Source organism: Neobacillus mesonae (genome assembly GCF_023715155.1).
In the GTDB taxonomy this organism is placed as follows: Bacteria; Bacillota; Bacilli; order Bacillales; family Cytobacillaceae; genus Neobacillus; species Neobacillus mesonae_A.
In genome coordinates this window covers 53,339-77,971 of the sequence record NZ_JAMBNQ010000008.1, presented here as the reverse complement: position 1 = coordinate 77,971, position 24,633 = coordinate 53,339, and the positions used below count along the sequence as shown (strand labels likewise).

Sequence of the window (24,633 nt, the reverse complement as noted above, 5' to 3'; positions counted from 1 at the left end):
AGGACTGCCTAAAGATTGGGATAAGAAATTTTCTCTATCCGATCAATTTCCTCTATTGCCCGCGTAATTTCTTCTGAATTTACAGCATATTCCTCAGCTAGTTCAGTTAAATCCGTTTCAATTCCATGATATTCTTCGGCCAGTGAATGAAAGGCCGCAGCCCATGCAGACGGACTATAAGGATCTAAGTCAATAGGATAACTTATAAAAAATATCCGGTCTACCAATGCCAGGATATTTTCAAATAAAACCGGGTTACTGTTTTCAAGCCGATTCCTAAGCGCAGCTTTTACTTCCAGCATTTTTGGCATTTCCCTGACTTCCGGAAGGTCCACCGGTATAACCGTTTGTTCTATCTCAAATTTGACAACAGTCAATGGCTGGCTGATTTCCTGTTCTTTTAAAAGTGTTAATAAAATCGTTTTTAAAAAAGAATTACCCGATTCTGCCTTTAAATATTCTTCTATCTCCCCCAAATAAGGGCGGATATTTTTAGCTGCAAGACTTGATACCAATAGCATTTGTTCGTTCAAATCATCCAAAGAAAAAAGCCCAAGCTCCCCGTGCTCTTCCTCTTCCAGCTGTGATTCATACTGGTGGTTCACCAGCATTTTTCTGCTAAATTGAAGAATGGTTATGAAATGATTGGACTTTTCTGGCGGTACTTCTTTTTCTTCTAATAACGCTTCAATAGTTGTGATAATTTCGTGATATTCATGCAGCTGAATCAGTATGGTCAAATATAAATCAACCATTTGGAAATAATCCCCAATTCCTTTATGCAGCATTTCTTTGGCCAGCTCTTTAGCTTTTTGAAAAAAAGAAGCCTCAAAATAGGCCATGACCAGGCCTATTAATATCTCATCATTCTCTGGATCATATTCCTTTGCCTGTTCGAGAAAGCTGATAGCTTCGGAAAACTTTTTATGGTGCAGGCTTTCCATGCCTTTGTCTGTTAATCGTTTTTCTATTCCGGGAAAAAAGATGATGTTATCCTTTTTCTTGATCCGCTCCCGTTTCTTCATAAGATAACTCCACCTTTTGGCCTGTTTATGACAATTAGTTTAGCAATAAAAACAAGAAAAGTGAAATATCGATGGACTGAATAAAAAAAACCCACCATCGTATGGCGAGTTTGAATTTCTGGTATGTAGTATGGCGTCCCAGGAGAGATTCGAACTCCCGACCGTACGCTTAGAAGGCGTATGCTCTATCCGGCTGAGCTACTGGGACATTTTAGCTGTCTATCAAAGAAAATATTTATTATATTATCCTAACAAATAAAAGTCAACAGCTTTTTTAATTTTTTTAAGGGGGGACTATGCCCCCATATTTAGATGATAAATTCTTGTGCCAAGCTTTTGATTTCCCGGCCATTCGATTCAAAAACACTTAAATTAATTTGATTAGTTTGCAACTCAAGAATAACATATGTTTTTTCAGAGCGGCCCCTTGGGAGACGAATACTGCCCGGATTCACAAATAATGTACCGTCCACAACTTCGGCACCTAATACATGTGAGTGTCCGAAGCAGACAATATCTGCATGAACTTCCTTGGCTTTGTATTTTAAGTTCATTAATGATGACTTGACTGAATAATGATGCCCGTGAGTAACAAAAATTTTTTTATCTGCAACATTGGAAACTAAATCCTGCGGAAAGTCAGCAAAATCACAATTCCCTGCAACGGTTAGATATCCGGAAATGGAACGATGATCTGGCGAGAGTTGTGAATCCCCGCAATGAATCATGACATCTGCTTCGCTTAAATGTCTTTCTCTTATCACTTCAAGCTCCCGTGTTAATCCATGACTGTCACTGACAATAAGTATCTTACTCATGATTCTCAGCTCTTTCTAAAAGGGAGTCCAGAATCTCATCTAACTTTTTTAAAGCATTGGCACGGTGGCTGATTTTATTTTTTTCATCGGAAGTCAGTTCAGCCATTGTAACGCCTTTCTCAGGGACATAAAATATTGGATCATATCCAAATCCATTTGTTCCCCTTCTTTCTTCCAGAATCCGTCCTTCGCAAGTACCTGAAACCGTGAAAGTTTCCTGTCCCGGTACAGCAGCTGCTAAGGCACAGTAGAATCTGGCCGTTCTTTTTTCTTCTGGAATATCTCTTAATTCATTTAAGACTTTATCAATATTATTTTCGTCATTTTTCGATTCTCCCGCATAGCGGGCGGAATATATTCCTGGTCTCCCGTCCAAGGCATCTATTATAAGCCCGGAATCATCGCCGATTACTATTTTATTTAAAGCATTTGATCCTGCCTCTGCCTTCAATGTGGCATTTTCCTCAAAAGTAGAGCCTGTCTCCTCAACTTCAGGAAAGCTGGGAAAATCGAGCAGCGTCTTTACCGCTATTCCGCGTGGTGAAAAAATATGTTCAAATTCCTTGGCTTTTCCTGGATTTTTGGTAGCAATAATGACTTCTTTCATAGTAATCTCCTCTCTGCTGATTGTTCCTTCAGCTTCATATAATTCTACTTCTTTCTGCGGTTCTCAATTTTTGTTGTAATCTCATCTCCAAGAGCAGCCTTCTGAGTCTCAAATAATTCTATCATTCCTTTTTGTGCAGCCTGTAACAATTCCTGGAGCTGCTCGTATGAAAAAGTGGACTCCTCCCCTGTACCTTGGAGCTCTACAAATTCTCCGCTTCCTGTCATGACAACATTCATATCAACTTGAGCTTTAGAGTCTTCAGCATAATTCAAATCAAGAACTGTTTGTTTGTCCTTTAAAACTCCTACACTGGTGGCAGCTAAGTAATCAATGATAGGAAATTTTGCTAATGACTTTTTCTCAGCGAGTTTATTGAGCGCTATTGCCATAGCTGTAAATGCACCGGTAATGGATGCCGTTCTTGTTCCGCCGTCTGCCTGGATAACATCACAGTCAATCCAAACGGTCCGCTCACCAATTGCGCCCAGGTCGACCACCGCTCTTAATGCCCGGCCGATCAAACGCTGAATCTCCATCGTACGTCCGGATATCTTCCCTTTTGATGATTCCCTGATATTCCTAGTTTCGGTGGCTCTTGGCAGCATAGAGTATTCCGCGGTAATCCATCCCTTTCCTTCCCCTCTCATAAAATGAGGCACACGATCTTCAATACTCGCAGAACATATTACTTTCGTATTCCCAACGGAAATGAGAACAGATCCTTCCGGATGCATGATATAATTAGTTTCTATATGTACAGGTCTTAATTGCAGCGACTCTCTTCCATCAACACGCAAAATGAATCCTCCCTACTCTTACAAAATTTTTATCACAAATAAAAGAGGCGGCGGCAAGCCAACCTCCTCATCGTCATTATATAGTATATCAAAAATACTTTTTTAAAAACTACCTGTATTGACTTTTTCCGGACGTGTTACCGGCTCCGAAAGCTTCTTCCCTTGATCATTTTTGATTCCCGCTTTACCTTTAACCTGCACGGCTACTTTTTTAATTCCCTTTTGCTCAGTTAATGTTAACACTAAAGCATCAAGCAAATGCTGTGAAACAACCTTTTCTTCAAAACTTCCATAGACATTCTCGTCAAAATTTAATGTTACTTCCCCATTTTCACTTTTTGGCTTATTCAGCAGTTTGACATCAGGCATAAATTCAGAAACAAGATTTGATTTTTCACTTGGTCCTTTTATTAATTCATTAACCGCTGCGGCAATATCATTTGTTTGGCTGCTCTTGACCCTGCGTGTAACAGGAACATAATAATAGGAGCCTTCCTCGCCGCCAATAAAATAAACCGTAACTTGCTTTGTATTCGTAATATCTGCTACATCTGATACGTCAATGTTAATCCCATTAGCTCTTGAAAGGTTCTCGCTGATTGGAGTTCCTTTAACAGGCATTTCCGTCAGCTCGTGGCCGTTCATTTTAAGCCTGACAGAATTGACATTATCAAATTGCGTCAGTGTCCAGGTAACTGATTGGAGAATCTTCATCTCATCCTCAGGCTGGTAGTTCTTAAATTCTTTTGAGAAATTAACTGTTGCTACTCCTTCTTTAATATCGACGGATAGGTCAGTTGATTCTGGTAAAACCGCCTTAAATCCATTTGGCAGCATATCAGTAACCGGACCATTTGCAACCAAATATTCAAGGGCTTGTTTTGCCACAGATGCTGTTTTCGGCAAATTTAATGTTTGCGGTACAACATAGCCGTTTTTATCAATAAGGTAAAGTTCTGTTTTAATAGTGTTGGTTTCCGCCTTTTCGGCTGTCTCTTTTTTCACTTCTTTTTGGTCAGAGACCGATATTGTTTTTGGCGGATCGACTTTCTGTTTTGTTTCTCCGCCAAACAGACCGCATCCGGACAGCAGTACAGTTGAAGTAAGTACAGTGTATCCTAGGATTTTCCCTTTATATTTGAGCATATTTTTCCCCCCAAAGACAGTTTGTACTATCATGTATACGAGCTTATGAAAAAATTAGACCGCCTTTGAAAGAAAAATTGGACAAAGTTTTGATTTTTTTATAAATAATGAAACCCCATTACAAACAAAAAGAGGATGCCCCTAAAAATTCTTTTGGGACACCCTCGAATATTACAATTTTATTTTTTTTACATGATTGACTGGAAAAAGCGCGCCGAGCCAGCTGGAAGCTATTTTTGAAAAAATCCATGTAGAACCGGTAGTATAAAATTCATGGACTGCTTCTTCTATTCCAGGGTCGAGATGTCCATTATATTCAAGAATGGCACTGACTTCCCGGGCAGTTTCATCTCCTGAACTAATCACACTGACATCCTCACCCATTTCCTTTTTAATTAGTGGTCCAAGTAAAGGGTAATGGGTACAGCCCAATATTAAAGTATCTAAATTTTGGTCTATTAATGGTCTCAATGCTTCGCTGACAATTCTCTCAGCAATGGGGCCGTCATATTCACCGCTCTCTACCAGCGGAACGAATTTTGGGCATGCCTGGCTCTGGATAAAAAGCCGGCTGTTCAGCGATTTCAACGCCTTTTCATATGCACCGCTTTTTACGGTTCCTTCTGTACCGATTACTCCAACACGGTAATTCTTTGTTCGCTTTACTGCTGCCCTTGCCCCAGGGTTAATTACCCCAAGGACTGGAATAGACAATTTCCTGCGAATGTCATCCAGCGCTGCTGCTGTAGCTGTATTACACGCAATGACCAGCATTTTAATATTTTTCTTTAATAAAAAATTGGTTAATTCCCATGTGAATTGCTTCACTTCTTTTGTTTTTCTTGGACCATATGGACAGCGTGCTGTATCTCCTAAATAGATAATTTTTTCGTTAGGAAGCTGTCTCATTATTTCTTTTGCGACGGTTAACCCGCCTACACCAGAATCAATCACACCGATTGCCTGTTTCAAACCTTTTCGCCTCATTTTTTATCATAAAATTTAACTGCACTTCATAAATCATTCACTATGGAATTAACGCATTTCTTGGTGCAATTTTTCTAAATTATTTTGTAGAACCTTAATTTCATCCATGTTAAAATCTTTAAGAATCTCAGCCAAATAGTGCTGTCGTTTTTTAATTACTTCATCGATTATTCGTTTTCCCTCTTCAAGCAAATGTATTTGGACCACACGTCTATCATGTGTATCCTTTACCCGTTCGACCAGGAGATTTTTCTCCATTCGATCCACGAGGTCTGTTGTGGTACTGCATGCTAAATACATTTTATTAGAAAGTTCGCCGATAGTCATATCTCCTTCTTCAAAAAGCCATTGCAATGCAACAAACTGCGGCGGCGTAATTTTATAATTACTTAACATTTCTCTGCCTTTTTGTTTGATAATACCGGATATATATCGCAAATCTTTCTCTATACTAGCAACCAGGTCCCCATTTGCTTTTTCGGAATTTTCGAGTTTCATGTATATTACACTCCTAAAATTTGCTTCTCCCTAAGGCAATTTTTGCTTTAAGCTTGTCCTTATTTTCTACTTTTCCCACAAAAAATTCAAGCAAAATAATTAGCTTTTCATCATCTAATAAAAGGAAACATGAACCGCCATTTAGAAGATCACTCCTAAAAAAAGCATGAACCGACCTCCTTAACGGAAGCCGGCCATGTTTAAAGTTCTAGCTCTCCCATACGAAGGAGTTCTACAACTGCTTGTGAACGCCCCTTAACACCAAGCTTTTGCATTGCATTCGAAATATGATTTCGAACCGTTTTCTCGCTTATAAATAATTCACCAGCGATCTCTTTTGTTGTTTTGTCTTGTACTAACAGTTCGAATACTTCTCTTTCTCGTTTGGTGAGTAATGGCTTGTGAGTATATTCATTCTCCTTCAAGTATTGTAACCCTCCTTGCCTTCGCCAGTTATGCACCGGGGGTGGGTATATATTTAGTCACCATATCATATGTGAACTGTGCATAGGTAGTGACTGTATTTACTTTGAGGAGAAGGATTTTTTCTTTTATTGATAACATTTTGTTGTAAATGACTAAACCATATATTTTTAACAACAAAAAACCCTCATATCCATAACGGACAAGAGGGTTTTTTGTTTTATTAATCACGGTCACTGCCGAAGAAATTTCTAAATGATTGAAGTGTTGCATCACGGTTAACAGCAGCGATGGAAGTAGTGATTGGAATACCTTTAGGACAAGATTGTACACAGTTTTGTGAATTTCCACAGCCTGTTAGTCCTCCATCTTCCATGAACGCATTTAAACGTTCAGCTTTATTCATTGACCCAGTTGGATGTGCATTGAATAAACGAACTTGGTTAAATACTGCAGGTCCCATGAAGTTTGATTTACTATTCACATTTGGACATGCCTCTAAACATACACCGCAAGTCATACATTTAGATAATTCATATGCCCATTGACGTTTTGTTTCAGGCATACGAGGACCAGGCCCTAAATCATAGGTTCCGTCAATTGGAATCCATGCTTTAACTTTCTTTAAGGAATCAAACATCCTGCTGCGGTCAATTTGAAGGTCACGAACAACAGGGAATGTTTTCATTGGTGCCAAACGGATTGGCTGTTCAAGCTTGTCCACCAGTGCAGAACAAGCCTGACGAGGTTTTCCATTAATCACCATAGAACAAGCACCGCAAACCTCTTCAAGACAGTTCATTTCCCAAGTAATAGGGGCTGTATGCTGTCCTTTATTATTCACAGGATTTCTGCGAATTTCCATTAATGCAGAAATAACATTCATATTTGGACGATACGGAACTTCAAATTCTTCCTCGTAAGGAGCAGACTCTGGAGTATCCTGACGGGTAATGATAAATTTCACTGTTTTTGTATCTGCCATTTTTTCCTACTCCCCTTTCTATTAATGCTTTTTGGTATAATCCCGTTCTCTTGGCGCAAGCAATGAAATATCAACATCTTCGTAATGGAAAGCTGGAGCAGTGCTGGAATCAACAAATTTCGCCATTGTTGTTTTTAAGAAGTTCGCATCATCACGTTTAGGGAAATCCGGTTTATAGTGAGCACCACGGCTCTCATTACGATTGTATGCACCAATTGTGATAACGCGGGCCAATTGAAGCATGTTTTGTAATTGACGAGTAAAAGCAGCCCCTTGGTTGCTCCATTTTGATGTATCATTAATATTAATCTTCTTATAGCGCTCTAATAGCTCTTGAATCTTTTCATCAGTTTTTAATAACTTATCATTATAGCGGACAACGGTAACGTTCGCTGTCATCCATTCTCCAAGCTCTTTATGAAGAACGTATGCATTTTCTGTACCATCCATCGCCATAATATTATCCCATTTTTCTTCCTGTTCCTTAACGAAACGATCGTAAACAGTAGAAGAAACAGCATCAGAACTCTTTTCAAGTCCTTCAATATATCTAACAGCGTTAGGTCCTGCAACCATACCGCCATATACAGCTGATAATAAGGAGTTGGCTCCTAAACGGTTGGCTCCGTGCTGTGAATAATCACATTCTCCAGCAGCGAATAAACCAGGAATGCTTGTCATTTGATCATAGTCAACCCATAGTCCGCCCATAGAATAGTGAACAGCAGGGAAAATTTTCATTGGAACTTTGTGTGGGTCTTCACCGGCAAACTTCTCATAAATCTCAATAATTCCGCCCAATTTAACATCCAGTTCGTGTGGATCTTTATGTGACAAATCAAGATAAACCATGTTTTCCCCGTTAATACCAAGTTTCATGTCAACACAGACATTAAAGATTTCACGTGTTGCAATGTCACGAGGTACTAAATTTCCATAAGCAGGATATCTTTCTTCTAAGAAATACCATGGCTTTCCGTCTTTATAAGTCCAAACACGTCCGCCTTCACCACGTGCTGATTCACTCATAAGACGTAATTTGTCATCCCCAGGAATAGCAGTCGGGTGAATTTGAATCATCTCACCATTTGCATAGTAAGCGCCTTGCTGGTAAACAATGGATGCCGCTGAACCTGTATTGATAACAGAGTTTGTTGATTTTCCGAAGATAATTCCAGGGCCGCCGGTAGCCATAATTACTGCATCCGCAGCAAATGATTTAATTTCCATTGATTTTAAATTCTGGGCAACAATACCACGGCAAATGCCTTCATCATCAGTAACTACTCCTAAAAATTCCCAGCCTTCATACTTAGTTACTAATCCTGCTACTTCATGACGGCGAACCTGCTCGTCCAATGCATATAATAACTGCTGGCCAGTTGTAGCCCCTGCAAACGCAGTACGATGGTGCTGTGTTCCACCAAAACGGCGGAAATCAAGCAAACCTTCTGGAGTACGGTTAAACATAACTCCCATCCGGTCAAATAAACTAATAATTCCAGGTGCTGCCTCACACATCGCTTTTACTGGCGGCTGGTTCGCTAAGAAATCTCCGCCATAAACTGTATCGTCAAAATGGATCCAAGGAGAGTCCCCTTCACCTTTTGTATTAACTGCTCCATTAATACCGCCTTGGGCACAAACAGAGTGAGAACGTTTCACTGGAACAAGAGAAAATAATTCTACGGGTGTGCCATTTTCTGCAATCTTTATAGTTGACATCAAGCCAGCCAAACCACCGCCGACTACGATCACCTTGCCTTTACTCATTTGGTAACTCACTCCAATACTCAATCCAATATTTTTCCGAAAAACATTTTAGATAAATGCAAATATAGCTTGTAATCCTACGATAGATAACAGTACAAAAATAATCATAGTTACATATGTAGAAATGACTTGTGAGCGAGGTGAAATAGTAATACCCCAGCTTACCATAAATGACCATAAACCATTTGAAAAGTGGAAAATGGCTGAAATAATTCCAACAACATAAAAAGCAATCATAAATGGTGAAGAAAAAATATCCTCCATCATTTGGTAATTTAAAGGTGTTCCAAATATCATTGCAATACGTGTTTCCCAAACATGCCATGCAACAAAGATGAGAGTCAATACACCTGTAATCCTCTGAAGAAGATACATCCAGTTTCTAAAAAATCCAAACCTACCAGTATTTGCAGTGCCTGTAAAAGCAATGTATAGGCCATAAATTGCATGGTATAATAATGGTAAGAAAATTAACACAATTTCAAGGACATTTAAAAACGGCAAACTTTCCATGAAATTTGCTGCCCGGTTAAATGATTCTGCTCCTCCTGTTGCTTGGTGATTGACTGTGAGGTGAACCAGCAAAAATAAGCCAATAGGTACTACCCCAAGCAATGAATGCAATCTTCGATTAAAAAACTCGCGACTACCCGCCATTAATGTAACGTACCCCCTTTGAATTTTTACCATGGCGTAAGTTTGTCCCAAAAATTAACCCCAAAAAACTTAGCACCACTGTGACAATTATGTGACATGTACATTGTACTCCCAACATCATATAGCGTCAAGGAAACGGATACACAATCATAAAATATTTTCAATATATTAGTATTGTAATAGTCCGTTTTGATGTTGAACAATACCTGGTTTGAAAATTAAGTTACATCCCGTTCAATTTCCAAAATCTAACGGATGAAATCTTCTTCAATTTGGGAATGATAAATTATCATGGTAATGAAGCAGAAATATCGAAAAATAATTATCCCCTAAATCGAAACCCTTTTTGAAAAACTGTAATGAAACTTCAGCTAATTTGTATATAATAGAATAGTAGAAAGAGGGGAAACTTGTGAACGAAAGCACAGCTGCAAATCCATTAATAAGTAACGATGAACCAAGATCCATTTCCATTTTTGGATATGAATTAATTCGTGAAATTCTTTTACCTGAAATTTTGGGTAAAGATACCCCGGAAATTTTATATTGGGCAGGTAAATTGCTTGCAAGAAAGTATCCTTTAAATAATTACGATAAAATTGTAGACTTTTTTGAAAAAGCCTCCTGGGGATACCTCGAAATGAAAAGTGAACAAAAAAATGAAATGGAATTTGAATTAACAAGTCCGCTAATTGTCTCTCGGGTTAAAACAAAAGCAGAACAATTTTTCCAATTGGAAGCAGGCTTTCTGGCTCAACAAATTCAACAGCAAAAAAAAGTCATCACTGAAACATTTGAACACCCGTTAAAAAAATCCAACAAAGTCCTTTTCACCGTCAAGTGGGACCAAAAGGATTCAATTTAGAAATGTCAGGCATTACTGCCTGACATTTCTATTTTAATCTCCCAATCCAAATGCCTCATGTAATGCTTCAACTGCTTTTAACATATATTTTTCCTCAACAACAGCTGATACCTTGATTTCTGATGTGCTGACCATTTTGATAGCGATGTTATTTTCTGCTAGAACTTCGAACATTTTCGCTGCGACGCCTGGATTGGAAATCATCCCGGAACCGACAATGGAAACTTTAGCTAATTTATTTTCCGCATCAAGCTGTTCATAGTCTAGAATAGACTTGTTATCCTCCAGAACGTTTAAAGTTTCTAACCAATCATCTGTATGGATCGAAAATGACAGGTTGGCTGCTCCAGTTTCAGTTGTACTTTGAATAATAATATCTACATTAATTTGATTTTTGGCTAATGTTGAAAAAATGGTGGATAAGCTTGTGATTGAATTGGTAAGTCCCAACACCGTTACCCGGGTAATTTTATCTTCAAATGCTACTCCTCTGACAACTAAATTCTGTTCCATCGTTGCTTCCCCCTCAATAATTGTACCTTCTACCTTTTCCATACTGGAACGTACCTCTAAGCGGACTTGGTAGTTCTTTGCAAATTCCACAGCTCTTGGATGCAGTACACCTGCGCCGAGATTAGCCAGTTCAAGCATTTCATCATAAGAAACAGACAATAATTTTCTAGCACTTTTAATATATCTCGGGTCTGTCGTGAAAACTCCGGTTACATCTGTATAAATATCACATCTATCAGCATTCAGGGATGCTGCCAATGCTACAGCTGTTGTATCTGATCCCCCGCGGCCTAGTGTTGTAATTTCCCCGGTTTCCGTAATCCCCTGGAATCCAGCAACAACCACTACCTTGCCTGCCTGTAGCTGCCCTTCAATGGCTTCTGTTTTTATTTTCGTAATCCTTGCATTTCCATGGATTGGTTCAGTAATGATTCCTGCCTGCCAGCCTGTATAGGAAACAGCCTCAAGATCTTTTTCCTTTAATGCCATCGACAGCAGTGAAATAGTAACTTGCTCACCTGTTGAAAGCAACATATCCATCTCACGTTTACTAGGCTGTGATGAAATTTCTTTAGCCATATTGACAAGCTGGTCCGTTGTTTTTCCCATTGCGGAAACAACAACCACCACCTGGTTTCCTCTGTCTGTCTCCTCTTTTACACATTCTGCTACATTTAAAATGCGCTCGACACTACCTACAGAAGTGCCTCCGAATTTTTGGACAATTAATCCCATTTTCTTCCCCCTGCTTTCAGTTAATTAAAGCCGAACTATCCTGCACAAATAAAAAAGCAATGAGAGGTTATCCCATTGCTTTGGTATACACGAAGAAAAAGTTCTTGTGCGGACAATGAAAGATAGCTCTCCAAGACCGTTAGTCTTGACAATCCGGTATTTATTCAATACAGGACCAGCAAAGAAAGTAATGAGTCTTTCCCGCTTCGGCGATCATTCCCTTTCAAGGCTCTTCAACGAATCTCATCTTTCTCCGAACCTTTACTCTTGAAGCTCGCACCTCTACCTTCACTTTATCTTATAAAAGTGATAGTATTTGATTTTCATCATTATAGCATAGCCTAGTATTCCTGACAATCACTTTATGACTGTAATTTCCTTACCAGTTCCTCGGCCACATTATGCGGCATACCAATATCCGTAAATTCATCCACACTGGCTTCTTTCATTTTTTTCACAGAGCCAAAATGCTTTAATAAATGTTTTTTTCGTTTCTCCCCAATACCCGGAATATCATCCAGCAAAGATTGGAAAGCAGTCTTACCACGGGTTTGGCGGTGAAACGTTATAGCAAAACGGTGAACCTCATCCTGAATTCTCTGCAGCAGATAAAATTCTTGACTGTTCCGTGGAAGAGGCACAATTTCCAGCGGATTACCATACAAAAGCTGTGATGTTCTATGTTTCTCGTCTTTTACCAGCCCTGCCAACGGTACATCCAATCCTAGTTCATTTTCTAAAACATCCCTGACAGCTTCTACATGTCCTTTACCTCCGTCAATGATAATTAAATCAGGGAGCGGCAAGTTTTCTTTAAGAACCCTCGAGTATCTTCTTCTAGTAACTTCTCTCATTGATTCATAATCATCAGGTCCCTGAACGGTTTTAATTTTATATTTTCGGTATTCCCGTTTATTTGCCTTCCCATCGATAAATACCACCATTGCCGATACAGGGTTTGTTCCTTGAATATTGGAGTTATCAAAGGACTCAATCCGGTGCGGGGTGTAAATCCCCAGAAGATCCCCTAAATTTTCAACAGCCTTGATGGTTCTTTCTTCATCTTTTTCAATTAAGGAGAATTTTTCATTCAGGGCAAATTTGGCATTTTTAATGGCCATTTTGACTAGTTCCTTTTTTTGGCCTCTTTTAGGCTGCAGTACTTTAACTCCGAGCAGCTGTTCAGCCATACTTAAGTCTACCTCATCCTGGATTAAAATTTCTTTTGGTTTAAAATGATTGGGCTGCTGATAGAAAGTTCCAAGAAATGTTAAAATTTCCTCTTCAGGTTCATTGTAGATTGGGAACATGGAAACATCCCGTTCAATCATTTTTCCTTGGCGTACAAAAAAGACTTGTACACACATCCAGCCTTTATCCACTGCATAACCAAACACATCACGATTAGTAAAATCTGTCATCGTGATTTTTTGTTTCTCCATAATTGTCTCAATATGAGTAATTTTATCACGATATTCTTTGGCCCGTTCAAAGTCTAGTTCCTCTGCCGCTGCTGTCATTCTTTCTGACAGCTCTTTTTTTATTTCCTTATAACCGCCATGTAAAAACCGGGTAATTTCATCCGTAATTTCTTTATACTGTGCTTCGCTGACCTCGTTAACACATGGCGCCAGACATTGACCGAGATGGTAATACAAACACACCCTATCTGGCAAAGTTGCACATTTTCTTAACGGGTAAATCCGGTCAAGCAGTTTTTTCGTTTCATTGGCTGCTCCAACATTTGGGTATGGCCCGAAGTATTTCCCCTTATCCTTTTTTACTTTTCTTGTAATGACAAGCTTCGGATGTCTTTCTGCTGTCAGCTTTATGAATGGATATGTTTTATCATCCTTTAGCATGACATTATATTTGGGATCATATTTTTTTATCAAATTAAGTTCAAGAAGCAATGCTTCAATATTTGAGGAGGTAACAATATATTCAAAGTCTTCTATCTCTTGAACAAGCCGCTGCGTTTTTCCGTCATGTGATCCGGTAAAATAAGATCGAACACGGTTTTTTAAAACTTTTGCCTTACCGACATAAATGATTGTCCCTTGACGGTCTTTCATTAAGTAACAGCCCGGCTGGTCAGGCAGCAATGTTAGTTTTTGCTTAATCGTTTCATTCATTCCAGCCACTCTCCTCCGTCAATCTCTATTCTCAATATAAATCAAACTGCCTTTAAAAGAAAGTGGCATGTTTTTCAAAAGCATTATTATAAACATTCAATAATTTTCTTTAAATCCCATTTCAAAAATAAAACCCCGGCCGGAAGTATGATCCAGCCAGGGTCCATTAAAGTTCGGTTATTAAATATGTTTTTGAACAAAACCAGCTAAGGCTTCTTTTGGCTGGAAGCCGACAACCTTGTCAACTACTTCGCCATTTTTTAGAAGCATTAATGTAGGGATGCTCATTACACCAAAATTAGAAGCTGTCTGTGGATTTTCATCTACATCAAGCTTAGCAATTTTTACTTTATCGCCCATCTCTGCATCAAGTTCTTCTAAAACTGGAGCAATCATTTTACAAGGTCCGCACCAAGTTGCCCAGAAATCTACAAGGACAAGACCGGAGCCTGTTTCAGCAGTAAAGTTTTGATCTGTAACGTGTGAAATAGCCATTTCATAAACCTCCTAAATATGTCTTAAAATACTACCGACAGTATAACATTGTTTGGAACATCACGCTAATAATTAGGTTCGTAAGTATTCTCCCCTGGTTTAAAGACAGGTATTCAAAAAGCGAACGGCACTGGACCGCTCGCCTGTATTTATTATTGATGAACTTTAAGTTTTTTAAACTCTTCCGTTAACATTGGGACAACTTCGAATAGGTCGCCCACAATTCCGTAGTCTGCCACTTTAAAGATGTTTGCTTCCGGATCTTTATTGATGGCTACGATAACTTTAGAGTTTGACATACCGGCAAGGTGTTGAATCGCACCTGAAATACCGCAGGCGATATAAAGATCAGGTGTAACCACTTTACCTGTTTGCCCGATTTGCAGAGAGTAGTCACAGTATTCAGCATCACATGCACCCCGGGATGCCCCAATAGCGCCGCCTAATACATCTGCTAATTCCTTTAACGGATTAAATCCATCTGCACTTTTTACACCGCGTCCGCCGGATACTACCACTTTTGCTTCACTTAAATCCACACCTTCAGATGCTTTTCTTACTACCTCTTTAATAATAGCTCGAAGGTCTTTGATTTCAACAGAAAGGGAAGTGACATCACCGCTTTTTGTTTCATCTTTTTCAAGTGGAGCAATATTGTTTGGACGAACTGTTGCAAAAATTAATCCTTCCGTTACAATTTTCTTTTCGAACGCTTTTCCGGAATAGATTGGTCTTGTAAAAACGACATTACCGCCGGCTGTTTCAACAGCTGTTGCATCGGAAATAAGACCTGATGAAAGTTTAGCAGCAATTTTAGGTGAAAGATCTTTTCCAAGAGCTGTATGACCGAAAACAAGTCCTTCCGGTTTTTCTTGCTCAATAACAGCTAACAATGCTTGGGAATAACCATCAGATGTATATTGCGCCAATTTCTCATCTTCTACCACAACAACCCGGTCGGCGCCATATTGGATCAACTCAGATCCTAAAACGCTTACAGCCTGGCCGACTAAAATGCCAACAACTTCTCCGCCTTCTGCTGCAGTTTTAGCAGCAGCAACCGCTTCAAATGATACATTTCTTAAGGAGCCATCACGTACTTCTCCTAATACCAATACTTTTCTTGACATATGAGTTTACCCCCTGCAAAAAATTTTATGAACTAACAATGGGACGTTTACACAACTTTTGCTTCAGTATGAAGAAGATTTACAAGTTCCTTTACTTGATCTGTCAATTCACCCGACAATACTTTCCCTGCTTCTTTTTTAGGCGGCAGATAAATTTCAATTGTCTTTGTTTTTGCTTCAACATCTTCTTCTTCAAGGTCAAGATCATCTAATTCTAATTCTTCTAAAGGCTTCTTTTTGGCCTTCATAATTCCTGGAAGAGATGGGTAACGCGGTTCGTTCAAGCCTTGCTGTGCTGTCACTAATAATGGAAGACTTGTTTCAATTACTTCAGAATCGCCTTCAACATCACGGGTTACGGTTACTTGGTTTCCGTCAATTTCCAACTTCGTAATGGTTGTTACATAAGGAATTCCAAGCAGTTCAGCTACGCGGGGGCCAACTTGGCCAGAACCGCCGTCAATGGCTACATTGCCGCCTAAAATGAGATCAGCCTCTTTATCGTTTAAATATTCAGCAAGTATTTTCGCAGTAGTAAATTGGTCTCCATTTTCAACATCGTCTTCTGTATTAATCAGGACAGCTTTATCAGCCCCCATGGCAAGAGCGGTGCGTAATTGTTTTTCTGCTTCCTCATTTCCTACAGAGATAACTGTTACTTCACCACCGTTAGCATCACGAACTTGAATTGCTTCTTCAATCGCATATTCATCATAAGGATTGATAATGAATTCGGCACCATCTTCATTAATTTTTCCACCTGAAACGGAAATCTTTTCCTCAGTATCAAAGGTCCTTTTCATTAACACAAAAATGTTCATCCTTTAGCCCCTCCTAATAAATTCAAACATTTTTTCAGTTTGAAAGATTGAGAAAATTTATTTCAAAAAAATTTATGGAAACTTACCTAATGAATGATTCGGTAAGTTTATTCTCCTTTAAACTTTGGTTCCCTTTTTTCAATAAAGGCTTGAATTCCTTCTTTTGCATCATTTGATACAAATACTTGGCCAAATAATTCAGCTTCTTTTTCCATGCCCCTATAGAAATCTTCGTTTTTTGCATAGTTTAATAGAGTAATTGCTGCATTAAGAGAAATCGGACTCTTCTTTGCTATTTTCTTAGCCAGCTTAGCAGCCTCGCCCAGCACTTCAGCTTCAGGATAGGCATGATTAGCCAGACCGTATTGTACAGCTTCTAAACCGGTAATGGGTTCTGAGGTAAACATGATCTCTGCTGCCTTTGCTGTTCCGACATACCTTGGTAGGCGCTGTGTCCCAGCAAATCCTGGAATTAACCCAAGCTGCAGCTCAGGCAGCCCCAGTTTCGCTGTTTCACTGACCAGACGGATATGACATGCCATTGCAAGTTCTAAACCACCGCCAAGTGCAGCCCCGTGAATGGCGGCAATGATTGGTTTCGGAAATTTCTCCATTCGGTCAAATAAATCTTGTCCATTTTTCCCAAGTTTTGAAAAGTCCTTTGAAGACTCAACCATAGTAAATTCTTTAATATCTGCCCCAGCCGAGAAGAAGCGTCCTTCCCCATGAATAACAAGCACCCTGATTTCACTATTAGATTCCATTTCATCAAGAACAGCAGATAATTCCTTTAAAAGCTCAGATGAAAGAGCATTTGCTGGAGGCCGTTGAATCGTAATTGTGGCAATGTGGTCTTCACTGGACCACTTTAAATATTCCATTACAAATAATCCCCTCCCTTACTGTTGTAACGTCTCTTTGCTTAGCGGCTGCCAAATCCATGAATTAAAAGCTGGTGAACTGGCGCTGCCAAAGCTTTTAGGTCATACTTTTCTTCGTTCATTACCCATGAGGTGGCAGCTTCGTCAATCGTGCCGAAAACCATCTGCCGGGCAAGACGAGCATCAAGAGTGCTTGAAAACTCACCATTTTCTTTGCCTTCAATAAGTATTTTTTCAATTACTTTTAAGTACCCTTTAAGGACATCATTAATTTTTAATCGCAAATCCTTATTTGATTGACGTAACTCCAGCTGTGTTACGATGGCAAGATGATGATCATTTGAAAGCAAATCAAAATGAGCTTCAATCATCATTAATAACTTCTCCATTGCTGTCCTTTTTCCTGCTATCGTTTTATCTATTTCTTCAATAAATCTTCCCATTTTTTCTTCAAAGAGAGAGATAAGGATATCTTCTTTATTTTTAAAATAAAGATAAATTGTACCATCGGCTACCCCTGCCTGTTTCGCGATTTTTGAAACCTGCGTCTGATGATAGCCGTTTTCAGCAATCGCAATCACTGCTGCATCAATAATTTGCATATATTTTGGTTTGGATTTTTTCACTGCTATCCCCCCTTTGAAGAATCTATATGAAATAAAGTTAGATATTGTATTTGAAAGAAAAAATATGAATGAATAATCATTCATATTTTTATAATAGTTTTTAAATTCAGTTCTGTCAAGAAGTACTGAAATACTTTTTCTATAAAAGAGACAGGACAAGCATTTCTTTCGAAAAAAAATTTGTTGCTTCATGCATGTTTTTTATTTTCATCGTCTATTTTTTTCTTTTCTTCTTCGACAAGTTTCCGTCTTAAAATTTTTCCGATGGCTGTTTTCGGAAGCTCATCTCTAAATTCATAGATTCTTGGTGCTTTATATGCTGCAATATATTTTCTCACATATTCATTCATTTCTTCCGGTGTAACCGCCGCTCCTTTTTTCAAAACAATATATGCTTTGACAGTTTCTCCACGGTACGGATCCGGAATTCCTGCCGCAACTGCTTCAAGTACATCTGGATGTTCATATAAAACTTCTTCTATTTCTCTAGGATAAATATTATAACCGCCAGCGATAATCATGTCCTTCTTGCGGTCTACAATATAAAAATATCCTTTTTCATCCATATACCCAAGATCACCTGTATGCAGCCACCCATCTTTTAAAACTTCTTGAGTTTCATCAGGCTTGTTCCAATAACCCTTCATTACTTGGGGTCCTTTGACAACAATTTCACCAATTTCTCCTATCGGCATGATCTCGCCTGTATCAACTGAAACAATTTTTGCATCGGTGTCTGGATATGGAACTCCAATACTGCCTTTTACTTTTTCACCATCCCAAAGAAAATTTGAATGGGTAACAGGCGACGCTTCTGATAAGCCGTACCCTTCGACAAGTTTTCCTCCGGTTACCTCTTCAAACTTCTGCTGTACTTCCGCCGGTAATGGCGCTGAGCCGCTGATACATGCCTGAATAGAAGACAAGTCATACTTTTTTAAGTCAGGATGGTTGAGTATTCCAATATAAATGGTTGGGGCCCCTGGGAACAAGGTTGGGCGCTGTTTATGAATTATTTTTAAAGTTTCAAGCGCATCAAACTTCGGTAATAGTACCATTTTATTGGCCATTTTTATCGATAAAAGCATGCATACAGTCATTCCGTATACATGAAAGAATGGTACAATCCCCAAAGCCGTTCCTTGACCTTTCTCACATTTGTAAATCCACTTTTCACTCATAGTGGTATTGGCTGTTAAATTTTTATGTGTCAGCATGACTCCCTTTGGAAAACCAGTCGTGCCTCCTGTATACTGCAGCAGTGCTATATCTTCTTCAGGGTTACTTTCATATTTCGTTAACGGAGACGGCTCCATTTTTAATATCTCTGAAAGCAGATGTGAGCTGCCCTCATGTTTCACTTTTACAACAATTCCATATTGTCTTTTCTGGATGATGGGATAGATAAGATTCTTTGGAAACGGCAGGTAGTCTTTGATTGCAGTAACAATGATGTGCTTTAAATCAGTTTGCGGCATGATCTTAGAAACACGCGGGTAGAGGATGTCAAGCGTGATGATAGCAATAGCTCCAGAATCCTTCATCTGATATTCCAGTTCACGCTCTGTATACAATGGATTGGTCGGAACCACAATGCCGCCCGCAAAAAGTACTGCAAAATAACAGATAACTGCCTGCGGTGTATTTGGGAGCATGATGGCGACTCTGTCGCCTTTCGAAATTCCAATTCTTCCTTGAAAGTAGCCAGCTAAATTCACGGCATCTTCATACAGCTGCTTGAAGGTTGTTTCTTTGCCCATAAAATAAGTCGCTGCTTGATCAGGGAAATCCCGAGCGGAATTTTCCAAGTATGTTTGGACTGGGTCTAAAGAGTAATCAATAGTGGTCGGAATTTCTTTGGGGTATACGGCTAACCATGGTTTGGACCCCGTCATTCAAAAACCTCCCTTTTTCCTATTTTTAAAAAATTCTAACTACTAAACCCATTATAGAACAGTCATGTACTATTAACAATTCATATTCTTGTTTTTTCCATCATCCATGCCTATAAAAAAATCACCGTTAAATACATGGATTCAACGATGATTTTTTACCATTTTATGCAAAAAATATAAGATAAATAATCCCAATCAACAAAAATAAGCCGCATAGACCAAATAATATTTTAGACAAGTTTTCCATTTTTCTTCTCCCTTTAAGAAATCCCTGCTCCAATTACATAGGATAGACCAACTGAAATAATCAGTGAAATCAGGCCGACAGCTCGATTATCTTTCTGAATTTCTTCGTCAATTAGAAATTTGGGTGTTAAAAATTCAAAGATAAAATATCCGGCAAGTAATAGAAAAAAACCGTATATCCCCCAGCCAATCATGGAAAGAAGTGAGGTATGTTCTTCAATAGTAAAGCGGAAAATATTCGCAACTCCAAAGATTTTCCCGCCTGTTGCAAGTGCTACTGCTACATTGCCTTTTTTTATTTCTTCCCAGTTCTTATATTTTGTGACTAATTCAAACACAGCTAAAAATACAATCATACACAGAATGACGACACTGTAATAAGCTGCAATTTGAATATACTCATTTTCCCAAAAATGATCCATAGCTAAAATCTCCCCGGGACATTATTTAAATTCCACTATGGTAACGCCGGTACCGCCCTCACCAGCCTCGCCAAAACGAATTTTCTTTACAGAACGATGATTTTTAAGATACTCCTGAACTCCCTGCCTTAAGGCACCTGTTCCTTTTCCGTGGATAATCGATACACGCGGATAACTTGCCAAAAGGGCATCGTCAATGTATTTTTCTACTTTTAACAATGCATCCTCATACCTTTCCCCACGTAAATCTAATTCCATTTTAACATGTGCGTCGTTTCCTTTCACAATTGCAAGCGGTCTTGTTTCTTGCTTTACAGATGATGTTCCAATATATTCCATATCTTTTTCTTTCACTTTCATTTTCAAGATTCCCATTTGAACCTGCCATTCATCATCTGATACTTTGTCTACAAGAACGCCCTTCTGGTCAAAGGTTAAAACCTTCACCTCGTCACCAGGCATATATTTATGCTTCTTGTTTTTCTTATTTGCCAGCTTAGCTGATTTAGTGACTTCCGGAGCAGCCTTTTCCAGGCGTTTTTTGGCATCAATTAATTCATGCTCCTTTACTTCAGCATGCTTTTCTGTTCTCATTTTACGTAAATCGCGAATAACCTGCTCGGCTTCTTTTTTCGCTTCATCCACAATCTCTTCAGCTTTCATAGCAGCCTTTTCAATCATAGAATCTTTCTTTTCATAATACTCCATTATTTGCTTTTGTAAATCTCTGTGAAGTCTTTCTGCCTGTTTTAAATAATCCTGTGCTTCCTGCTGATCCATTTCGGCTTGTCGTCTGCTTTCCTCAAGTGAAGCAATCATTTTATCGATTTGATTAGTATCTTCACTGATGTGGGATCGTGCATTACTTATAATGCTATCATTCAGCCCCAAACGTTTGGAGATTTCAAACGCATTACTGCGGCCCGGAACACCAAGCAATAATTTATAGGTCGGACTTAATGTCTCAACATCAAATTCAACACTGGCATTTAATACCCCTTCACGATTATAGCCATAAGCCTTTAATTCCGGATAGTGTGTAGTAGCGACTACCTTCGCCCCAATACGATGAACTTCATCTAAAATCGAAATGGCCAGTGCGGCCCCTTCCTGAGGATCAGTGCCAGCCCCGAGTTCATCAAACAAGACGAGGCTGTTAGAATCAACCTTATTTAAAATATCAACAATATTCACCATATGGGAAGAGAACGTACTCAAGCTTTGTTCAATGGACTGTTCATCGCCAATATCGGCATAAACAGCATCAAAAACCGCCAGTTCGGAACCTTCCTGCGCCGGCACCTGGAGACCTGCTTGAGCCATTAATGAACATAGACCAAGGGTTTTTAAAGTAACCGTTTTTCCTCCAGTGTTTGGACCAGTAATGACTATGGTTGTATAGTCATTGCCAAGCATTATATCATTAGCTACTACCTCATCCATTGAAATTAATGGATGTCTAGCTTTATATAAAGCAATGCGGCCTTCGTTATTCATGATAGGCAGCGTAGCTTTTATTTTTTTCCCATATCTTGCCTTCGCAAAAACAAAGTCCAAATTAGCCAATATTTTCACAATGAATTCCAGTTCTCTCTCATACTCTGCTGTTTTTGCCGATAATTCAGTCAGAATACGTTCGATTTCCAGCTGCTCTTTGACACGGATATCTTGTAATTGATTGTTTAATTGAACAATTGCCTGCGGTTCAATAAATAATGTTTGCCCTGAAGAGCTTTGGTCGTGAATAATACCGCCGTAATGGCTGCGGTATTCTTGTTTTACAGGAATGACAAACCGGTCATTACGAATGGTAATAATCGCATCAGACAGCATCTTTGCGGCGCTGGAGGAACGAATCATACTTTCTAATTTCTCCCGAACCCGTGCTTCATTTGCGCGAAGCTGGTGTCTTAAGGAACGAAGCAGCTCACTTGCCCCATCCAAAACCTCACCGCTTTCATCAATAGCCTGTTTAATATCCTGTTCAAGATTTGTTAAAGGAATAATATGCCCGACCTGTTCCATTAAAATCGGAATTTCTGTCCGTTCTTCATTAACCTCCTCAATAAAGCGTTTGATCTGCCTGCTAGCATGAATGGTGCTGGCAATTTGCATCAGCTCATGCGGGCTTAATACACCGCCAATGACGGAACGTTTAATATGAGGTCTTATATCATGAATTCCCGATAATGGGACATTGCCTTTTATTCGATAAACGGTTGCCGCCTCATCCGTTTCTGCCTGCAGCTTCACAACCTCATTGAAATCTGTGGAAGGCATCAAATTCGTTATTTTTTCCTTCCCGAGCGATGAGGCAGCATGCTCTAACAGCTGCTCTTTTACTTTGGTGAATTCTAATACTTTTAAAGCCCTTTCTTGCATGAGGATAATCCTCCTTTATATTGTCAATGTCGATTATGCAAAAAGTTAAGTAAATCATGCGGCTCTAAAGCGTTGAGCACAGATGATTTTTTAATCCAGCCTTTTTTGGCGGCTGAAACACCAATCTCCATATGGCTTAATGTTTCCATCCGATGCGCATCGGTATTAATAAATATTCTCACTCCTGCCTCCTGCGCTTTCCGTAAATAATCTGCTTTTAAATCCAGCCGGTTGGGATTTGCATTCAATTCTAACGCTGTATTCGTTTCCTTTGCCAATTCAATAAGTAAATCAATATCCACATCATAGCCGTCACGCCGGCCGATTTTCCTTCCTGTCGGGTGGGCAATTAAATCAACATGCGGATTTTTAAGTGCCGTCTTTAACCGTTCCATAATTTTATCCTTCGACTGGGAGAAAGCAGAGTGAATGGAAGCAATCACAAAATCCATTTCTGCTAGTATCTCATCCTCATAATCTAAAGTGCCGTCTGGTAATATATCCATTTCAATGCCTGATAAAATCAGGATATCATCATATTTTTCATTCAAGTTCTTAATTTCCTTGTTTTGTTTAAGCAATCTCTCCGTGCTAAGCCCGTTCGCTACTTTTAAATATTGGGAGTGATCTGTAATTGCCATATAGCGGTATCCTCTTGCACGGCACGCTTCCACCATCTCTTCAATGGAATGAGCCCCATCACTCCATGTCGTATGCATGTGAAGATCGCCTTTTATATCTGAAATCTCGATTAAACCTTCATGTGCTGAGTATGTATCGACTTCTTTCCCATCTTCGCGGACTTCAGGCGGTATAAACGGCAAATGAAAGTGCTTGAAAAACTCTTGTTCTGAAGAAAAAGTTAAGACTTCCCCTGTTTCACTATTTTCTACGCCATATTCGCTTATTTTTTCTCCACGTTCTTTCGCAAGCTGCCTCATCCGGACATTATGGTCCTTAGAACCTGTAAAATGGTGCAGGGTAGTGATAAATTCCTCTGGCTTTACTAAGCGAAAGTCAACAGAAACATCATAATCAAGGGCAAAAACTAACGAAACCTTGGTGTCACCTGCCCCGATTATTTCTTTAATTCCCGGCCAGTTCAATAAAGACCTGCGCACTGATTCGGGCTCTTGTGCAGCAATAATAAAATCAAGATCTTTAACGGTTTCTCTCATCCGCCTTAAACTTCCAGCACGAGAAAAACGATTAATTTCTTTTATTTCAGCCAGCCTCTCCTCTATCTGCTGAGCAATCGGCAGCATGTACGCAATCGGCAGCCGCTCAGGTCTTGATCCAACGTTTGCAATGGCTGCTAAAATTTTTTCCTCTGTCTTTTTGCCAAACCCTTGAAGTCCTTGAACTTTCTCAGCTTTACATGCTTCCTTTAGACTGGTTACATCGGTTACCCCCAGCTGCTTATATAGTTTGGCAATTTTCTTACCGCCAAGTCCCGGGAGCTGCAGCAGCGGGATAAGGCCGGCAGGAACTTCTTCTTTTAGTTCCTTTAACACGGTTGACGTGCCTTCCTGTATGTATTCTTCAATAACAGCAGCAGTGCCTTTGCCAATACCGGGAATGGCCGTAAAATCCTCCATTTCCGATAAACTGCGGTCATCCGTTTCCAAGGCGTTAGCAGCCTTCCGAAAGGCTGAAACCTTAAAAGGATTTTCCCCTTTTAATTCCATATAAATTGCAATCATCTCTAACAGTTGCACTAATTCTTTTTTATTCACTTTCATGAACTTTCACCTGCTTAAACTATTGT

At 39.3% G+C, this 24,633-nt stretch carries 23 protein-coding genes, 1 tRNA gene and 1 riboswitch; of the genes, 1 reads left to right on the top strand and 23 read right to left on the bottom strand.

The window, feature by feature from the left end; all coding sequences use genetic code 11:
- Positions 1–8: 8 nt before the first annotated feature.
- The 12 genes from M3183_RS09725 to M3183_RS09670 all read right to left on the bottom strand — a co-directional run bounded on the left by M3183_RS09725 (position 9) and on the right by M3183_RS09670 (position 9,719).
- Entirely contained in the window at positions 9–1,025 is a 1,017-nt protein-coding gene (locus M3183_RS09725; RefSeq protein ID WP_251468929.1) for a tetratricopeptide repeat protein, read from the bottom strand.
- 131 nt (positions 1,026–1,156) lie between these two features.
- Positions 1,157–1,233, bottom strand: a tRNA-Arg gene (locus M3183_RS09720).
- Positions 1,234–1,333: 100 nt separating this feature from the next.
- On the bottom strand, positions 1,334–1,843 hold the full coding sequence (locus M3183_RS09715) for a metallophosphoesterase family protein (protein WP_251468926.1): 510 nt from the start codon (positions 1,841–1,843) through the stop codon (positions 1,334–1,336).
- On the bottom strand, positions 1,836–2,450 hold the full coding sequence (locus tag M3183_RS09710) for an XTP/dITP diphosphatase (RefSeq protein ID WP_251468924.1): 615 nt from the start codon (positions 2,448–2,450) through the stop codon (positions 1,836–1,838). Before M3183_RS09710 ends, M3183_RS09715 begins: the two co-directional genes overlap by 8 nt.
- A 44-nt stretch (positions 2,451–2,494) precedes the next feature.
- Positions 2,495–3,250, bottom strand: a complete 756-nt coding sequence (gene rph / locus M3183_RS09705) for a ribonuclease PH (protein ID WP_251468922.1) — start codon at positions 3,248–3,250, stop codon at positions 2,495–2,497.
- A gap of 102 nt (positions 3,251–3,352) precedes the next feature.
- Entirely contained in the window at positions 3,353–4,396 is a 1,044-nt protein-coding gene (locus tag M3183_RS09700; protein WP_251468920.1) for a GerMN domain-containing protein, read from the bottom strand.
- Positions 4,397–4,567: 171 nt separating this feature from the next.
- Entirely contained in the window at positions 4,568–5,368 is an 801-nt protein-coding gene (racE, locus tag M3183_RS09695) for a glutamate racemase (protein WP_285879226.1), read from the bottom strand.
- Positions 5,369–5,431: 63 nt separating this feature from the next.
- The gene (locus M3183_RS09690; protein ID WP_251468916.1) at positions 5,432–5,881 is read right to left on the bottom strand and encodes a MarR family winged helix-turn-helix transcriptional regulator; all 450 of its coding nucleotides are present in this window, start codon (positions 5,879–5,881) and stop codon (positions 5,432–5,434) included.
- 200 nt (positions 5,882–6,081) lie between these two features.
- Complete coding sequence (gene gerE / locus M3183_RS09685) at positions 6,082–6,306, bottom strand: spore germination transcription factor GerE (protein ID WP_009796032.1); 225 nt, start codon at positions 6,304–6,306, stop codon at positions 6,082–6,084.
- Between the two features lie 221 nt (positions 6,307–6,527).
- Positions 6,528–7,289: a succinate dehydrogenase iron-sulfur subunit gene (gene sdhB, locus M3183_RS09680; protein WP_251468913.1), complete on the bottom strand. Its 762-nt coding sequence runs from the start codon at positions 7,287–7,289 to the stop codon at positions 6,528–6,530.
- A gap of 21 nt (positions 7,290–7,310) precedes the next feature.
- Complete coding sequence (gene sdhA / locus M3183_RS09675) at positions 7,311–9,062, bottom strand: succinate dehydrogenase flavoprotein subunit (protein ID WP_251468911.1); 1,752 nt, start codon at positions 9,060–9,062, stop codon at positions 7,311–7,313.
- A gap of 48 nt (positions 9,063–9,110) precedes the next feature.
- Positions 9,111–9,719: a succinate dehydrogenase cytochrome b558 subunit gene (locus M3183_RS09670; RefSeq protein WP_251468909.1), complete on the bottom strand. Its 609-nt coding sequence runs from the start codon at positions 9,717–9,719 to the stop codon at positions 9,111–9,113.
- 412 nt (positions 9,720–10,131) lie between these two features.
- On the opposite strand from M3183_RS09670, the gene M3183_RS09665 reads away from it, so the two are divergent.
- A complete protein-coding gene (locus M3183_RS09665) occupies positions 10,132–10,584 on the top strand; it encodes a YslB family protein (RefSeq protein WP_251468907.1) in 453 nt (150 codons plus the stop codon).
- Positions 10,585–10,617: 33 nt separating this feature from the next.
- On the opposite strand, the gene M3183_RS09660 is transcribed toward M3183_RS09665, so the two are convergent.
- The 11 genes from M3183_RS09660 to polX form a co-directional block, all read right to left on the bottom strand.
- Entirely contained in the window at positions 10,618–11,832 is a 1,215-nt protein-coding gene (locus M3183_RS09660; protein WP_251468904.1) for an aspartate kinase, read from the bottom strand.
- A gap of 115 nt (positions 11,833–11,947) precedes the next feature.
- Positions 11,948–12,125, bottom strand: a riboswitch (Lysine riboswitch).
- A gap of 69 nt (positions 12,126–12,194) precedes the next feature.
- On the bottom strand, positions 12,195–13,967 hold the full coding sequence (gene uvrC, locus M3183_RS09655; RefSeq protein WP_251468902.1) for an excinuclease ABC subunit UvrC: 1,773 nt from the start codon (positions 13,965–13,967) through the stop codon (positions 12,195–12,197).
- Positions 13,968–14,147: 180 nt separating this feature from the next.
- The gene (gene trxA / locus M3183_RS09650; protein ID WP_251468900.1) at positions 14,148–14,462 is read right to left on the bottom strand and encodes a thioredoxin; all 315 of its coding nucleotides are present in this window, start codon (positions 14,460–14,462) and stop codon (positions 14,148–14,150) included.
- Positions 14,463–14,614: 152 nt separating this feature from the next.
- Entirely contained in the window at positions 14,615–15,592 is a 978-nt protein-coding gene (locus tag M3183_RS09645) for an electron transfer flavoprotein subunit alpha/FixB family protein (RefSeq protein ID WP_251468898.1), read from the bottom strand.
- 47 nt (positions 15,593–15,639) lie between these two features.
- Positions 15,640–16,413, bottom strand: a complete 774-nt coding sequence (locus M3183_RS09640; protein ID WP_251468896.1) for an electron transfer flavoprotein subunit beta/FixA family protein — start codon at positions 16,411–16,413, stop codon at positions 15,640–15,642.
- A gap of 107 nt (positions 16,414–16,520) precedes the next feature.
- Positions 16,521–17,294: an enoyl-CoA hydratase gene (locus M3183_RS09635; protein ID WP_251468895.1), complete on the bottom strand. Its 774-nt coding sequence runs from the start codon at positions 17,292–17,294 to the stop codon at positions 16,521–16,523.
- Between the two features lie 41 nt (positions 17,295–17,335).
- Positions 17,336–17,920: a TetR/AcrR family transcriptional regulator gene (locus tag M3183_RS09630; protein WP_251468894.1), complete on the bottom strand. Its 585-nt coding sequence runs from the start codon at positions 17,918–17,920 to the stop codon at positions 17,336–17,338.
- 188 nt (positions 17,921–18,108) lie between these two features.
- Entirely contained in the window at positions 18,109–19,815 is a 1,707-nt protein-coding gene (locus M3183_RS09625) for an AMP-binding protein (RefSeq protein WP_251468893.1), read from the bottom strand.
- A gap of 260 nt (positions 19,816–20,075) precedes the next feature.
- A complete protein-coding gene (locus tag M3183_RS09620) occupies positions 20,076–20,483 on the bottom strand; it encodes a DUF350 domain-containing protein (RefSeq protein WP_251468892.1) in 408 nt (135 codons plus the stop codon).
- Positions 20,484–20,504: 21 nt separating this feature from the next.
- On the bottom strand, positions 20,505–22,865 hold the full coding sequence (locus M3183_RS09615) for an endonuclease MutS2 (RefSeq protein WP_251468891.1): 2,361 nt from the start codon (positions 22,863–22,865) through the stop codon (positions 20,505–20,507).
- 23 nt (positions 22,866–22,888) lie between these two features.
- The gene (gene polX, locus M3183_RS09610; RefSeq protein WP_251468890.1) at positions 22,889–24,607 is read right to left on the bottom strand and encodes a DNA polymerase/3'-5' exonuclease PolX; all 1,719 of its coding nucleotides are present in this window, start codon (positions 24,605–24,607) and stop codon (positions 22,889–22,891) included.
- Between the last annotated feature and the right edge of the window lie 26 nt (positions 24,608–24,633).